General features: G+C 40.6%; 11 protein-coding genes, 1 pseudogene and 1 riboswitch. All 12 genes and pseudogenes read right to left on the bottom strand.

The window, feature by feature from the left end; all coding sequences use genetic code 11:
- Positions 1–533: 533 nt before the first annotated feature.
- Positions 534–833: a YerC/YecD family TrpR-related protein gene (locus AC6HVZ_RS15995; protein ID WP_497559179.1), complete on the bottom strand. Its 300-nt coding sequence runs from the start codon at positions 831–833 to the stop codon at positions 534–536.
- A 23-nt stretch (positions 834–856) separates the two neighbouring features.
- A complete protein-coding gene (locus AC6HVZ_RS15990) occupies positions 857–1,927 on the bottom strand; it encodes a DUF3048 domain-containing protein (protein ID WP_497559178.1) in 1,071 nt (356 codons plus the stop codon).
- A 42-nt stretch (positions 1,928–1,969) separates the two neighbouring features.
- Positions 1,970–3,712, bottom strand: a complete 1,743-nt coding sequence (locus tag AC6HVZ_RS15985) for an adenine deaminase C-terminal domain-containing protein (RefSeq protein ID WP_497559177.1) — start codon at positions 3,710–3,712, stop codon at positions 1,970–1,972.
- 645 nt (positions 3,713–4,357) lie between these two features.
- The gene (purD, locus tag AC6HVZ_RS15980) at positions 4,358–5,602 is read right to left on the bottom strand and encodes a phosphoribosylamine--glycine ligase (protein WP_497559176.1); all 1,245 of its coding nucleotides are present in this window, start codon (positions 5,600–5,602) and stop codon (positions 4,358–4,360) included.
- A gap of 15 nt (positions 5,603–5,617) precedes the next feature.
- A complete protein-coding gene (purH, locus tag AC6HVZ_RS15975; RefSeq protein WP_497559175.1) occupies positions 5,618–7,150 on the bottom strand; it encodes a bifunctional phosphoribosylaminoimidazolecarboxamide formyltransferase/IMP cyclohydrolase in 1,533 nt (510 codons plus the stop codon).
- A gap of 302 nt (positions 7,151–7,452) precedes the next feature.
- Positions 7,453–8,022 carry a phosphoribosylglycinamide formyltransferase gene (gene purN, locus AC6HVZ_RS15970; protein WP_497559174.1) on the bottom strand — a complete coding sequence of 190 codons (570 nt, stop codon included), beginning with the start codon at positions 8,020–8,022 and terminating at the stop codon, positions 7,453–7,455.
- 3 nt (positions 8,023–8,025) lie between these two features.
- Positions 8,026–9,039, bottom strand: coding sequence for a phosphoribosylformylglycinamidine cyclo-ligase (purM, locus tag AC6HVZ_RS15965; protein ID WP_497559173.1), 1,014 nt, complete (start codon positions 9,037–9,039; stop codon positions 8,026–8,028).
- Between the two features lie 718 nt (positions 9,040–9,757).
- Positions 9,758–11,107 carry an amidophosphoribosyltransferase gene (gene purF / locus AC6HVZ_RS15960; RefSeq protein WP_497559172.1) on the bottom strand — a complete coding sequence of 450 codons (1,350 nt, stop codon included), beginning with the start codon at positions 11,105–11,107 and terminating at the stop codon, positions 9,758–9,760.
- Between the two features lie 191 nt (positions 11,108–11,298).
- On the bottom strand, positions 11,299–13,524 hold the full coding sequence (gene purL, locus AC6HVZ_RS15955) for a phosphoribosylformylglycinamidine synthase subunit PurL (protein WP_497559171.1): 2,226 nt from the start codon (positions 13,522–13,524) through the stop codon (positions 11,299–11,301).
- A gap of 66 nt (positions 13,525–13,590) precedes the next feature.
- The gene (gene purK, locus AC6HVZ_RS15950; protein WP_497559170.1) at positions 13,591–14,721 is read right to left on the bottom strand and encodes a 5-(carboxyamino)imidazole ribonucleotide synthase; all 1,131 of its coding nucleotides are present in this window, start codon (positions 14,719–14,721) and stop codon (positions 13,591–13,593) included.
- Positions 14,708–15,199: a 5-(carboxyamino)imidazole ribonucleotide mutase gene (gene purE, locus AC6HVZ_RS15945; RefSeq protein ID WP_497559169.1), complete on the bottom strand. Its 492-nt coding sequence runs from the start codon at positions 15,197–15,199 to the stop codon at positions 14,708–14,710. The genes purK and purE overlap by 14 nt, the downstream gene beginning before the upstream one ends.
- 132 nt (positions 15,200–15,331) lie before the next feature.
- A riboswitch (purine riboswitch) is annotated at positions 15,332–15,432 on the bottom strand.
- Positions 15,433–15,531: 99 nt separating this feature from the next.
- Positions 15,532–15,935 (bottom strand): annotated as a pseudogene (locus tag AC6HVZ_RS15940) (SDR family oxidoreductase); the annotation flags it as partial.
- Between the last annotated feature and the right edge of the window lie 71 nt (positions 15,936–16,006).

Here is a 16,006-nt window from a genome sequence, read left to right as displayed (position 1 = left end):
GAAAATAAAATTAGCCTTGTCCTTAACACCTTGGGACACTTGCACTTTGAGACTTCGCAATTAGCTCAGAATAATTTTTGAAGTTTGATCGTTAGGGGTCTATCGGTGTGCGAATTGGGCGGGCGGATGTGCGGGTGAGCGGGGATGCGGGCGTGCGGGAATGCGGGCGGTGGTTTTTCGGGTGTGCGGGGTGCGGGCAAAGTTGAGAGATAAGTGGTCTGGGTTGAGAGATAAGTGGTCTAATTTGAGAGAAACAGTTAAAAAGTTGAGAGATAGGTGGTTCTGCTCGGGTTGTCTCTCAACTTTATGTAGATGTCTCTCAACTTTATGAGATTTCTCTTAACTTTAAGCAGGTGTCTCTCAACTTTCCGGAATTGTTGGGTGGATAGGATAATCTGCACTTGTAGGGTTATTTTTACTTATATTCCCACTCATTTCCGGCTATACACCCTCCATACATAGATTCCGATAACCTGCTCACCATTCATTCCAACCCAAAAAACCGCTGCTTATACTGACAGCGGTCATACCATTTACTTTTCATCTTCCAAAATTCTTTCCAGCACCATCTGGTATCCATCGCTGCCATAATTAATGCAGCGGCGCACACGTGAAATGGTTGCTGTTGAAGCGTTTGTTTCTTGTTCGATCGCACTATATGTGCTTCCCTCTGTCAACATTTTTGCAACTTGTAATCGTTGGGAAATGGAATGGATTTCTGACATTGTAGCAATATCATCGAAAAAGCGGTAGCATTCCTCCCGATTCTTTAACGATAGAATCGCATCAAACAATTGATCTAATTGTTCTCCACGTAATTTATCAATTTGCAAATCAAACCCTCCTGCTTCCTATACTAGTTTGATACGGATATAGATTGTTGTAATCCTGGATCGGATGGAATCACATTAATCCATGTTTTCCCTGGCATGAAGCCTACTGGCTGACCTTCTCTTACAGGGATGATTCTTCCATCTCGATTTTCCCACTGCACCGCTTGAATTTTACCATGTTGAATTAAATAACCTTCCCCACCTGATGTGAGATCAATTCCACGTCGACCAACTTCATCAATCACTTCATGATAGGTTTCTACAATAAAAATATTCTCTACTTGTACAGGATCTCCAGTATCTAATTCAACCGTTTTTTCCTGATCATTAAATCTAGTATAATTTCCGTTAGATGGATCATATTCATATTCCACGATTTCCAGCGGCTGATTGGAATAAGTAACCTTCACATGATTAGCGACTTTTCCTGGAAGTTCTGCCATTTCGTCTTCTGTTAAAAAAGACAATGGCTCATAAGTTGCAGTGCTTTCATATCCTTTATCTTCTGCTGCACGATACACTGCACCAAGCTGCAAATAAGAATTATGTGGAGCTTTGCGAAATGATTCCCGTTTAAATAACTTTCCATCATTATCATAAATCGAACCATTTAAATGCTCAATTCCGCGATTTTTAATCATTTCGTCGACAAAGGCTGCTGCTCCATGATAAACATATAGTGCGTCATAGCCATTTGCCAACTCAAAGTAATATTCCCTGGCACTCCGAACAGGGCCAACCACATCCGGTAGCTCACTTTGATATAATGCCAGAAGTCGGGTAATTCCGCCCTCTGCTAATAGTTCAAAGACAATATCAGCTTTTGAAAGTCCTGTTTGCGGTCTTGCCACAGAATGATTATTTACCATAACACTAATGATTCGATTATCAATCTCTTCATTTGTTTCGATACCTGTTAACGGAAAGATATTTTCAAGTTTTTCCGATTTTTCACCAACGCCAGCTGCTTCTTGCTTTTCTTCCATTGTATTTTCTTTTTCAGCGCTGTCTTGAACGTGATCGTTTTCCTCCTCATTTGAGCATGCTGCCAATAAAGCAAATACGATCAGAAAAACGCAGATTATTTTTCTCATTTCCCCCAACACCTTTAAATAAGTCTTGATTAATACAGTAAGCTAGCGCATCGTTGCCGGGAATAATACTTCTTTTTTCTTAACATCTATAATTCCTTGCTGTGTAATACGAACATAGGGTAAATGTGTAGATGATAAGAATAGTATACTATAAACTGGATCATTAAATGAATAGCCATAATCATTTAAGACTGCTTTCAGCTGCTTTTCCTTTTCGATAAGCTCACGCATATTTCCATTATACATGATTCCACCAAGGTAAAGCGGGATTTCAAGCAATACTTCCCCCTTATCAACTAAAACAATACCTCCACCAATGTCCCTTAAACGTTCCCAGGCAAGCAGTATGTCTTCTTTATTTTTCCCAATAAAAACAAGATCACCTGTCGTTGAGAAAGAACTTGCGAGTGCTCCAAGTCGATTTGTAAATCCACGAATCGTTGTATTGACACGCCATTTACCTTTCTTATCAATTAATAGAAGAAATGCCTCGTTTTTTTCTGCAGGCAATTCTACCATTGTAATATCTGTTTCGATAGCGTAAGGCTTTATTATAACTTCATTCACCATGTCCAGTCCAATTGGTAACGAAAACTGTAAATCCTTCGCATCAAGCTCCCAATCAAATGTACTCGGACCGATCTCGTATTTTTCCCAATTGATAACGGATGTAGCTTCCTGATCCACACCTTCTCTTACAATCCACTTTCCTTTGGCTAATACGCTTTCAGGATGTGGATTATCTTTCGCTTGTAAAATATTAATGTGTGCAATGCGGCCTGGTGCAATGCTGCCAAGCTGTTCATCGAGATGAAAATGTCTCGCTGCATTATAGCTTGCCATTCTGTACGCTTCTTCAAGCGGAACTCCTTTTTCAATAGCGATTTCGATACATACATTCATGACCCCTTTTTCATAAAACCCAGGAGTAGCACCGTCTGTAGTCATCGTCAGATTATCATATCCACCTAGATTTGCAGCAACGATTTCTTCAAGTAGCTTCGGTAAATCCGGCCTGATCGATGAATAACGCAACCCTACCTGATATCCGAGCTGCAGACGTTTGATTACTTCTTCTCCCGTCATTGATTCATGATCGGCGTTTACACCAAGTAGCTTCATTATCGTTAACGTTTTCTCTGATGCTCCGGGAAAATGTCCTTCAACAGGTTTGCCCAGCCGTTTGGTTTCCTGAATCCAATAAAGTAATCGGTCATCCCCCGCCAATAAACCCGGCCAAGAGGTTAACTCTCCGCCCTGAACTACAGACGGATGGGCTATCCATTTCAATACTTCATCTGTATTAAAAACTTTCTCCTCATTCTGTAGTGTCGTTTGTGAGTCATAACGCGCCCACCAATACATAGAGACAGGAAGTTCAGAAAAATCCCTCAATAAAGAAAACGCTTTCTTTTTATTTAATAAAAAATGCCACATCAGGCTGTCATTAATCAAGGTTGTTGTTCCGGTTCTTGCGGCATGATACGCTAATTCCTCTGGATTATACAGTTGAAAAGGATGTGCATGTGGCTCCATGTATCCTGGCACCAAATATTTTCCCATACAATCTACTATTTCCGTATTGTCCAGACTTTCCGGTAATTCATCCCCCACATAAACAATCCGATCATTAACAATCCAAATATTGCCCACGAGCCACTGTTTGGTATACATATTTAAATACGTTCCATTTTTTAAAATCAGGGTTGGTGATGCTGATCCATCAATCACACTAACATGCTGTCTAATCTCTCGGTTTCTCCAGTAATATCCATTATCTATCATCTAAAACAACTCTCCATCATTATCATTTCCTATATTTTAACATATTTTAGGCTTTAACACTGTAAAGTTATTGTTAATTGAAGTGAATATTTTGTGACAGTGGAATTGAGGGGAGAGAAATGCGGTTTTAGTGCTCGTGCAGATATCCTTATCGGTGGTTGCATACATTATATCAGTATAAGTGCCGATAGTTGAGAGTAATTAGTGAAAAGTTGAGAGAAACTATTGCGAAGTTGAGACAATGTGGATGGTAGTTGAGAGATAATGATAAAAATTAGGGTCTTCTCTCAACTTTGTGAGTGTGTCTCTCAACTTTGTGAGTATGTCTCTCAACTTTCCGAGTGCGTCTCTCAACTTTCCGAGTACGTCTCTCAACTTTCCGAGTGCGTCTCTCAACTTTCCGAGTGCGTCTCTCAACTTTCCGAGTGCGTCTCTCAACTTTCCGAGTACGTCTCTCAACTTTCCGAGTGCGTCTCTCAACTTTGTGAGTGTGTCTCTCTACTTTTGCAACCAAAGTTCAGCCTTGCTTAAAGTTACCATGGACAATTGGCATGCACGCCAGTTTTCTCTTTATTAAACTACCGACAAGACTCGTTCTCATCAATAAGAGCCACCATCAACAATGGTGGCTCTTTCAGCTAGATATTATCTTCCAATATCAGTCCGATAAAAAAACGCATCGGCAGCTGAAAAGTTTTCTAGATAATGATAGACTTTCGATGCTGCTTCTTCTAATGAATTACTTTTTGCACCAGCCAAAAGAATGCGCCCACCATCGGATACAAGTGTTTCGCCTTTGAGCTTTGTGCCTGCATGAACAACGAAAATATCTTCCTCTGATACTAATTTCGGAAGGGCAATTCCTTTTTTATAAGAACGGGGATAACCATTAGAAGCTACAACCACACCCGCACAATAGCTATCTTCCCATTCCAACTCCGGATCACGTCCTGCCAGTACATCCAAAAACACCTGCATGAGATCATTTTTCAATAACGGCAAAATAACCTGTGTTTCCGGATCCCCAAACCTTGTATTGAATTCAATCACTTTCGGACCCGTCTCTGTCATGATCAGTCCAACATATAAAATTCCCGTAAAAGGTCGACCTTCTTCCATCATTCCATCGGCTGTTTTTTGTAAAATCTTATCCACTGAAAAGGATAAATCATCCACAGTCACATCTGGTACTGGAGCAAATGCGCCCATTCCACCGGTATTCGGTCCTTCATCATGATCAAATGCACGCTTATGATCTCTTGCCGTCACCATCGGGAAGACATTCCCCTCATGGACAAATGCCATCAATGAAAACTCTTTTCCAGCTAAAAACTCTTCGATTACAATCGTTGCACCTGCTTCGGCAAAAGCCTTTGATACGAGCATTTCATCAACAGCATTCAGCGCTTGTTCCTTTGTTTCTGCAACAACGACACCTTTACCTGCTGCGAGTCCATCAGCCTTAATTACGATTGGCGCACCCTTTTCTTCAATGTACTGCTTTGCATCAGCAGGGGAAGTAAAGGTAGCATAATCTGCTGTAGGAATAGCATATTTTTTCATGAATTCCTTCGCAAAGCTTTTACTTCCTTCAAGTAAGGCCGCCTCTTTTGTTGGTGCGAAAACAGCTAGCCCCTCAGCATGAAATCTATCGGCAATCCCTTCATTTAAAGGGGCTTCCGGTCCAACAATCGTCAGGTCAATTGCTTTATTTTTTGCGAAGTCGATAAGCCCCTCGATGTCCATTTCATCAATTTGGATACATGCTGCATGCTGCTGAATTCCACCATTTCCCGGTGCGGCGTATAATTTAGTAACCTTTTCGCTATCAGCTAATTTCATTACAATACTATGTTCACGTCCGCCACGCCCGATTACGAATACATTCACTTTAGCAAGCCTCCCTTAGTGTTTGAAATGACGTATGCCAGTGTACACCATTGCGATTCCATGCCTATCACAGACATCGATAGAATCCTGATCACGCTTGGAACCACCTGGCTGGATAATTGCAATTACGCCGGCTCTTGCGGCAGCTTCAACTGTATCTGGCATCGGAAAAAATGCATCTGACGCCATGACTGCATCTTTAGCTTTTTCACCAGCTTGTTCAATTGCAATAGTTGCTGCACCAATCCGGTTCATCTGTCCTGCTCCAACACCAACTGTCTGCCTGTCCTTCGCCAATACTATTGCATTTGACTTCACATGTTTTACTGCCTTCCATGCAAATAACAAATCAGCTAATTCCTTTTCAGAAGGCTTGCGTTTCGTTGGAAATGTCAACTCATCCTGACCGACTTTTCCATTGTCAGAATTTTGAATCAAAACACCGCCACTCACAGTAGTTAATTTATGATTATCTTCTCTATTGTCAGTCAATGCCAATTTTAGCAGACGAATGTTTTTCTTCTTTGTTAAAATTTCCAGCGCTTCCTCTGTAAAACCTGGGGCAATTATAATTTCTAAAAAGATTTCACTTAGTTTTTCTGCGGTCTTTGGATCTATTTCTCGATTTATCGCTACGATTCCTCCGAAAATAGAGATAGGATCTGCAGCGAATGCTCGCCCAAAAGCTCCATAAATAGTGTCTGCAACCCCTATGCCACATGGGTTCATATGCTTCACAGCAACCGCTGCCGGATCATGATATTCTGCTAAAATTTCCAAGGCCGCATTTGCATCCTGGATATTATTATAGGAAAGTTCTTTTCCATGCAACTGCTTTGCCGTCGCAAGGCTTACACTTGCTTGGACTGGATCTTTATAAAATGCTGCCTGCTGATGCGGATTTTCCCCATATCTCAAATCTTGAACTTTTTCATATGTAACAGTATAGGTTTCAGGGAAATCCTCTTTTGTTTCTTTCATGAAATAGTGTGAAATCATCGCATCATAATTTGCCGTATGACGGAATACTTTTCCTGCAAGCTGCTGCCGTTTTTCGAAATCTAAATTCCCCTCACGGACTCCCAAAAGAACGTCATCATAATCAGCTGGATCAACAACGACTGTTACGTCCTCAAAATTCTTAGCCGCAGACCGAAGCATTGTTGGTCCACCAATATCAATATTTTCAATAATCTCTTCTTTGGAGACATCTGCTTTTTCAAGCGTTTGTTTAAATGGATAGAGATTAACAACAACCATATCGATTGGTAATATATTGTTCTCTTCCATTTGTTTCAGATGATCTTCATTTGCTCTTTTTGCCAAAAGTCCTCCGTGAATAAGCGGGTGCAATGTTTTTACACGACCATCCATTATTTCCGGAAATCCTGTGATTTCATCTACGGCCATGGCGTCGACTCCAGCATCCAGCAGAGCCTTTAATGTCCCACCAGTTGAAATAACCTCATAACCCAATTCAACTATACCTTTGGCAAATTCTGTTATATTTTCTTTGTTGGAAACACTGATCAATACACGTTTCTTCATAAACTAAACTCCTCACTTTGCTTGAGATAATTTACGTATTCAATAAGAAGGAAAAATAGTGCCAAAGCAGACTAAAGTACACAGACATTATCTGCTCTTTGGACGACATATTTGGTTTCCTTGTTGCAACGCTTACACTAGCACGTCCTATGCGTCGAAGTTCGAGGCAGCATTGCTTAGGGAAACAAGGAAAATATCCTCTGAGCTCATATCTTCGTGAGAAAAAGCGTTTTTCTTTTTCCAAAGACGTGTCGGTACTTTGAACGCAGATCCTCTATCCCGATACGTCATTTTTACCGAACTTATTGAACACCCTCTAAAAGTTGATTAATTACCCGTGGATATAATTCGTGCTCTATCGCTTGAATTCGCTGTTTCAATGTTTCTTCTGTATCGTCTGCATGAATGGTCAGTGATTCCTGAGCAATTATCGGTCCTGTGTCAATTCCTGCATCGATAAAATGAACGGTAACTCCTGTCTTTTTGACGCCCGCCTGAAGTGCTTGTCCAATTGCATCAATGCCCGGGAAATCTGGTAATAAAGATGGATGGATATTGACAATTTTCCGATCAAAAGCCTGCAATAGCATTGGTCCAATAATTCGCATATAGCCCGCTAAAAAGACCCACGTTACACCGGCTTCATTAAGTTTAGCAATAATATCTTTTTCATAATTTGCTTTAGAAGAAAAACCTTTTGGATTAAAAACAAATACGGGAACCCCATATTTCTTGGCTTTTTCTATAACATTTGCCCCCGGTTTATCACAAATAAGCAGCACAATGTCACAGGCTAGGTTTTCAGATTCCATAATTGCAGCAAAATTACTTCCTGTACCAGATGCAAAAACCGCTGCTTTTACCTTACTCATGACTTAAAAATGCACCCCTTCATGATCAATTACACTTCCGATTATCGAAGCTTTTTCACCTGCTTCTTTTAGAAGTACTAGTACATTATCTACCTCTTCCTTGGAAATAACGAGTGCCATCCCAATTCCCATATTAAAAACACCGTACATGTCTTTTTCAGGTATATCCCCTATTTTCTGTAAAAATGTAAATATTTCCGGTACATCCCAGTTGCTCTGATCAAACTTTATACCTAATCCCGCTGGCATCATGCGCGGGAAGTTTTCATAGAAGCCTCCACCAGTAATGTGTGAAATACCTTTAACTGTATACTTTTCCAATACTTTTGCTACAGCTTTTGCATAAATTTTAGTTGGAGTTAAGAGTGTTTCACCGAGAGATTGTGACATGCCGTCATACGTTTTATTCAAATCAAGCTCTGCAATTAGTTTTCGCACAAGTGAATAGCCGTTCGAATGAATTCCGCTAGAAGCCAGTCCAATTACCACATCATCTTTATGGATTGATTCACCTGTAATAAGCTTTGATTTCTCAGCGATCCCAACGATAAATCCTGCCAAATCATATTCATCAGCTTCATACATTCCTGGCATTTCTGCAGTTTCTCCACCAATTAGTGCCGCACCAGCATCCACGCAGCCTGTAGAAATTCCAGCAACAATTTGCTCGATCATCGCAGGTTCATTTTTGCCACAGCCTATATAATCCAGAAAAAATAGCGGCTTGGCTCCTTGCGCAACGATGTCATTGGCACACATGGCAACCAAGTCTATTCCAACAGTGTCGTGCCTATTTAATTGGAAGCTAAGCTTTAGCTTTGTTCCAACCCCATCTGTTCCAGAAACCATCACAGGTTCCTTGTAATTAAAGCTTGTTAGCTCAAATAACCCCGCAAATGAACCAATTCCGCCTAACACTTCAGGCCGTTTTGTCTTTGCAATATGCTTTTTCATTCGTTCAACAGCTTCATAGCCTTTTTCTACATCTACACCAGCAGCTTTATAAACATCTGACATACTTGACACATCCTTCAGTAATAATATTTCACAGGACAGAGGGATTCGGCTGTGACAACTGGGTCAAGTTGAGAGATAACTTCATTTGTTGAGAGATAACTGTTTAAAGTTGAGAGATAACTTCATTTGTTGAGAGATAACTGTTTAAAGTTGAGAGATAACTTCATTTGTTGAGAGATAACTGCTTAAAGTTGAGAGATAACTTCATTTGTTGAGAGATAACTGTTTAAAGTTGAGAGATAACTTGTGAATCACCATTAATCTCTCAACTTTCCCCTGCTTCTCTCAACTTTCCCCCTACTTCTCTCAGCTTTCCCCCTACTTCTCTCAACTTTCCCCCTACTTCTCTCAACTTTCCCCCTACTTCTCTCAACTTCCCCCTGCTTCTCTCAACTTTCCCCCTACTTCTCTCAAGTTTTGTTTATTATCTTTCAGCTTGTGCTGATTTCCCCAGAGTTTCCTTTTCCTTAACAATATGACAGCTTTTTTAGCCGCTACGGACAGGCTCCTTAACTCAATGTCACTATTGGCGCTTGTCGCATGAATTCGAGTGCTTATCGCACGAGTTTGAGTGCTTGCCGCTCGAGTTTGAGTGCTTACCTCACGAGTTCGAGCGCTGCCCACACGAGTTTGAGTGCTTGTCGCACGGATCAGAGCGTTTACTGCGCAACTTCAAACCATTGCTCAGCTTAAGTCTGCTTCATTCTAGCATTCCCATTTATTCTTCTTCCCTAACAGGATATTTCCCTGTCATACATGCCATACAGATCCCTTGATTAATTGTTTTATCCTTTACAATTGCTTCTTCCAACCCTTTGTCCGATAAAAAGGCAACACTGTCTGCTTCAATTATTTCACATATTTCTTCTTCCGTATAATTAGCAGCAATCAATTCTTGTCTTGTAGACATGTCGATTCCGTAATAGCACGGGTGTTGAATGGAGGGTGATGCGATACGTACATGCACCTCTTTGGCACCGACCTCCTTCAACATGCGAACAATCCGCTTGCTCGTTGTTCCCCGAACAATCGAATCATCGATCATGATTACCCTTTTTCCTTCAACAATTCCTCGAACAGGTGATAGCTTCATCTTTACACCTTGCTCGCGTAATTCTTGGGAGGGCTGAATAAATGTTCGTCCAATATAACGATTTTTAATGATTCCCATTTCATATGGCAATCCACTTTGTTCTGCATAGCCGATCGCTGCAGAAATACTTGAATCTGGAACGCCTGTTACTACATCTGCTTGCACAGGTGATTCCTTTGCTAATTCCATTCCCATTCTTTTACGTGAAGCATGAACATTCACATGATTTAAATCACTATCTGGTCTGGATAAATAAACATATTCCATTGCACATAATTTACGTTGTTCACGAATCGTAAACCGAATGCTCTCCACTCCGGAATTACTTATGACTATAAGTTCACCAGGGAGGACTTCCCGTTCAAATGTAGCCCCAATTAGATCAAATGCACTTGTTTCAGAAGCAACTACATGCGCCTCGCCAAGTTTACCGATTGATAGTGGCCTGATTCCATGAGGATCTGCAGCAACATACATCTTATCTTCCTTCAAAATGATAAAGGTATATGCACCAATAATTTTTGGTAAAACATCAATCAGTGCATCTTCTATCTTTTCCTTATTACTGCGTTTGATTAAATGTGCCAGAATTTCTGAATCTGTCGATGTCTGTAGAATACTTCCTGTAGCTTCCAGTTCACTGCGGAGCTCATGGGAATTCATGATATTTCCACTATTGGCAAATGCAATGCTCCCTGTTTGCGAGTGAAATAGCAATGGCTGTACACTATCAACACCCTTGCCTTTATCCCCTTTAGTAGAATAGCGTACATGTGCAATTGCGGCATGACCCTTGAGCTCTTTAAAATCAGCATGTTTAAATACATCATTCACTAGCCCCAAGCCTTTATGAAGCTTTAGCTTTTCCCCATCATTTACGACAACACCAGCACCTTCCTGACCGCGATGCTGCTGTGCGTGTAAACCATAATATGCAAGTTCAGCGGCTTTTTCATGTCCCCAAATTCCAAACACTTTGCATTCCTCTTTTATACGTTAGATTTTTAGAAAACTCGGCTTATCGTTAAAGGGATTCTTTGAAAGCGTTTTGGCTTTCTTAAAAACCCTTATACTTTGAAGTGCAAGCATTTAGGTGATAGCCTTAGTTGCACTTATACAAAGTTTTACAGTTGGGTGAGTAATCAGAGTCCCAGTTTAAGAAGATTTTAAACTTCCTTATCTGCCAATAAATTAGGAATCGCTTCTTTCCATAGTTTATTGATTTGTTCGACGTCTTCTTCAATTATATTATTGCCATTAGCACGTACCGTTAGTTTTCCATCATTCGTTACAACACCGATTTGTTTTGCATCACTGAACAGGTTTTCAAACGGTGTTTTATTCTCACTTTTTACTGAAACCAAAAATCTGGATTGCGATTCACTGAATAATGCTGTCGTAGCATCTGCTTGAACCTCTACCTCAACACCTAGTTTTTTTTCGTTAAAAACACTCTCCGCAAGGGCTACAGCAAGTCCACCTTCTGATAAATCATGTGCAGACACAACTAATCCCTGTTGAATTGCCTCCAGCAGCTGTTTTTGACGATTCGCTTCTACTTGCAAATCAATTTTAGGTGCTTTACCTGTGTAGCTGCCCTCCAGAATATTTTGCAGCTCGCTTCCACCAAATTCCGCATGCGTTTCACCAATAAGATAAATAGCATCATTTTCTTGTTGAAAATGGCTTGGAGTAAAACTTTTTGCGGATTCCAACAGCCCAACCATACCAATAATAGGTGTCGGCATAATTGCTTCACCTTCCGACTGATTATAGAGGGAAACATTTCCACTAATAACCGGTGCTCCAAGTGCTTTACATGCTTCACTAATTCCATCAATGCTTTTTTTCATTTGCCAGAAAACTTCTGGGTTCGTCGGATTTCCATAGTTCAAACCATCTGTCAGGGCTAACGGTTTTGCACCAGAACAAACGATATTCCGTGCCGCTTCAGCAACGGCAATTTTTCCGCCAACTTCTGGATCCAGGTAAATATAACGAGAATTGCAGTCTGTTGTAATCGCAATTGCCTTCTCAGTACCTTCTATTTGTACGATTGCTGCATCAGATCCCGGTCCCTGAATAGTATTGGACTGAGCGGTTGAATCATATTGACTGTATGCCCATTCTTTACTGGCAATCGTTGGCTGCTGAAGTAATTTCCGCAACATTTCCTGATGATCTTCTACAACTGGAACAGTATTTTCCATCGCTTGAAATGCTTTATAATAAGCAGCTTCTTCAGATGGAGAATGATAAACAGGCGCACCCTCTGTCAATGCATCCACCGGAATTTCTGCTGCTACTTCTCCATGTTGTTTTATGCGGAAGGCTTTTTCCTCGATCACTTTTCCGATAGCTACTGCTGGTACATCATGTTTATTGAAAATATCCAGGATTTCCTGCTCACGTCCTTTTCGGGCAACTAACAGCATTCGCTCCTGCGATTCAGAAAGCATTATCTCATAGGCATCCATATTTTCTTCACGCTGTGGCACTAAATCCAGATTCATTTCAATCCCTGTTCCGGCCTTACTTGCCATTTCACTTGCAGACGACGTTAAGCCCGCAGCTCCCATATCTTGAATTCCAACTAATGCACCCGAATTAACTACTTCTAAACATGCTGCAATTAATTTCTTTCCCATATGTGGATCACCAATTGCGACTGCTGACGTATTGTCGACAGACCCTTCCACAACATCCGAAGAAAAAGTTGCTCCATGTATTCCATCCCTGCCAGTAGTTCCACCAGCATAAATCACTGTATTTCCCACACCTTTTGCAATTCCCTTTTGCACTTTATCATGATCTACAAGACCAACAACCATTGCATTGACAAGCGGATTTTCCTGATAGCTTTTATCAAACTGAACTTCTCCACCAACCGTTGGAACCTCAATTACATTCCCGTAGCTAGCAATTCCTCGTACAGCTTCTGAAAAAAGCATTTTTGTATGGTCATTATCCAGGTTTCCAAATCGAAGTGAATTCATGGAAGCAATCGGTTTAGCTCCCATTGAAAATACGTCTCTGAGGATCCCGCCAACACCTGTTGCAGAGCCTTCGAAAGGTTCTACTGCAGAAGGACTGTTATGACTTTCGATTTTAAAAACAACTGCTTGATTATCGCCTATATCAACAACGCCGGCCCCTTCACCAGGTCCTTGAAGTACTTGAGATCCTTTGGTTGGGAATCTTTTTAATAATGGCTTAGACGTTTTATAGCTGCAATGCTCTGACCACATTACTGAAAAAATACCCGTTTCTGTATAATTAGGAAGGCGATTCATTTTTTCTTTTGCCATCCCATATTCTTCATCAGTTAAACCCATTTCTTTATATAGTTGTTCTTGTTCAATCTGCTCCGGTTTTATGTTTTTCATATCCATTATTTATTTTCCCTCCAGGTATTTGACTTTGTTAACAGTTAGTATTACTTCATGCACGGCGCCTAATCAATTCGTTGCTTCTTCAAAAGCTCGTACTTGTTTTGTAACTTCTTCCTGTGATTCTCCGATAAATGTCACATGCCCCATCTTTCTTTTCTCTTTTGGTTCAGCTTTGCCATATAAATGAACGAATGCGTCGTTTGTTTGAGCCATCGCTTTTAATACGCCTTCTACGTCTTCTCCTAAAATATTCACCATCATTGCTGGCTGCAAGAGCTTAATTTCCCTTAATGGCAACCCACAAACGGCACGTATATGTTGCCCAAACTGTGAGATATTACATGCTTCTATCGTATAATGCCCGGAATTATGCGGGCGAGGTGCCATTTCATTCAGAAAAACTTCCTCTCCCTTCACGAACATTTCAATTGCAAATGTACCGACAATATTCATTTTCGTAGCAAGCTTTTTAGCCGCCTCTAAAGCTTTATCCTGAATCGTTTCTGTTATATTTGCCGGTACAGTAGTTTTATATAAAATATGGTCCTTGTGATCATTTTCTGCTATCGGGAAAAATGTAATTTCACCAGATTGTGCTCGTGTAAATACCACGGAAACTTCGCGGTCAAAGGTTACCCAATCTTCAATAATGCAATGTTTATTTCTCTCAGCAAAATCTATCGCCTGTCCAATATCTTCCTCGGAATTTAATTTAATTTGCCCCTTCCCATCATAGCCTCCACGGCATGTTTTTATGACGGCAGGAAAGCTAAAGTTTTTCAATGCTTCCTTACATTCCTCGCCACTTCGGACAATTTTAAAGGAGGGAATTGGCAAATTGACATCTTTCATTAATTGCTTTTCTTTTTCTCTATTTTGCGTAATTTCCAATGCGAACGCACCTTGTGGTAACTTTCCCCTTTGTTCAATATACCTTGCAGCTGTCAGATCTACATTTTCAAATTCATACGTGATCACATCACTGATTTCAGTTAATTCTTTGATTGCATCCATATCGTCATAAGCGGCAGTGATTTGCTTATCAGCCACTTGAGCAGTCGGGCAGTTAGGTGTTGGGTCTAGCACAGCAACCGTATAGCCCATATATCTTGCGGCAATTGCCATCATCCGTCCAAGCTGTCCACCACCAATAATTCCAATTGTCTGTGCTGGGAGAATTGTCTTATTTTTTTGCAAGATCGTCCCTCATTTCTGTCACTTTTTCCTGCATGTCTTTTCGGTAAGTATTAAGTTTTGCTGCAACATATTCGTCAGATGTCCCGACGATTTGTGCAGCGAGAATCCCAGCATTTGTTGCACCTGCTTTGCCGATCGCAACTGTTGCCGTCGGTACACCGCCAGGCATTTGCACAATGGAAAGAAGCGAATCCAGCCCATTTAATGCTTTGCTTTCAACAGGCACGCCAATTACAGGAAGCGTTGTCTGTGAAGCTACCATTCCAGGCAAATGTGCAGCACCACCGGCTCCGGCAATAATTACTTTTAGCCCACGTTCACGGGCAGTTTTTGCATAGGTGAACATAACGTCAGGCGTACGATGTGCTGAAATAACATCCTTTTCGTATGGAATTTGCAATTCATCCAGTGCTTTACATGTATGCTGCATTGTTTCCCAATCTGAGATACTTCCCATAATTACACCAACAGTAGCCATGAAATCCCTCTCTCTATTTGAAGTTAATTTTTTAAAAAAAGTAAATAAAAAAATCCATTCGTCTCCCTCACTTATGAGAGAAGATGAACAGACTTGGTCTATTTCACATTAAAACGGATCATTGTAATATCACAACGATTCATCTCCCCTCATAGTCTGGCATTTAAGGTGCCAGGTAGAAACTTCCGAGCCATATTCTCAGTAATTATATGAGGTACTGTATTCTTTTGTCGCTTTTAGCATAACAAAAGACACATAATCATGTCAATAAAATATCGAACGATTAATTATTAATTTTATCTAACGTTCGGATTTTACTTTTTATTATTTTATCAGGAACTTACCATAGCTCCTCCATTTACATGAATAACCTGACCTGAAACATAAGATGAGTCATCTGAAGCAAGGTAAACATAAGCCGGAGCCAGCTCATACGGCTGACCTGCACGCTTCATCGGTACATCTTTTCCAAATTCTTCAGCAATCTGTTCAGCAGTAAAGCTTGCAGGAATTAATGGTGTCCAGATCAAATCTGGCGCTACAGCATTCACACGAATACCTTGATCAATCACATTTGAGTGACAGTGAGCGTGTATACCCAACAATTGCACCCTTTGTTGCCGTGTACAATCATTTGCTCTTCACCCTGAAATGTCGTGATTGATGTTGTATTTATATTGGTGCTTCTTTCTTTTAAAAAAGGTAAAGCAGCTTTTGTCATGTAAAAAAAGGGGTTCAATCACATTTTGCGGGGAAGGTTGGATCAGTTGGTTGATTCGGAACCGGTATAATGTGTATTTAAAGAAA

It is taken from the genome of Oceanobacillus sp. NCCP-135 (assembly GCF_059698015.1).
Note: the sequence above shows the minus strand (reverse complement) of the source record. Positions and strands in the feature narration are given on the sequence as shown.

Bases quoted from the DNA above. Each gene is read 5' to 3' on its own strand.
- AC6HVZ_RS15990 (WP_497559178.1), bottom strand. From the start codon at position 1,927: ATGAGAAAAATAATCTGCGTTTTTCTGATCGTATTTGCTTTATTGGCA.
- AC6HVZ_RS15985 (WP_497559177.1), bottom strand. From the start codon at position 3,712: ATGATAGATAATGGATATTACTGGAGAAACCGAGAGATTAGACAGCAT.
- purH (WP_497559175.1), bottom strand. From the start codon at position 7,150: ATGAAGAAACGTGTATTGATCAGTGTTTCCAACAAAGAAAATATAACA.
- purN (WP_497559174.1), bottom strand. From the start codon at position 8,022: ATGAGTAAGGTAAAAGCAGCGGTTTTTGCATCTGGTACAGGAAGTAAT.
- purM (WP_497559173.1), bottom strand. From the start codon at position 9,039: ATGTCAGATGTTTATAAAGCTGCTGGTGTAGATGTAGAAAAAGGCTAT.
- purL (WP_497559171.1), bottom strand. From the start codon at position 13,524: ATGGATATGAAAAACATAAAACCGGAGCAGATTGAACAAGAACAACTA.
- purE (WP_497559169.1), bottom strand. From the start codon at position 15,199: ATGGCTACTGTTGGTGTAATTATGGGAAGTATCTCAGATTGGGAAACA.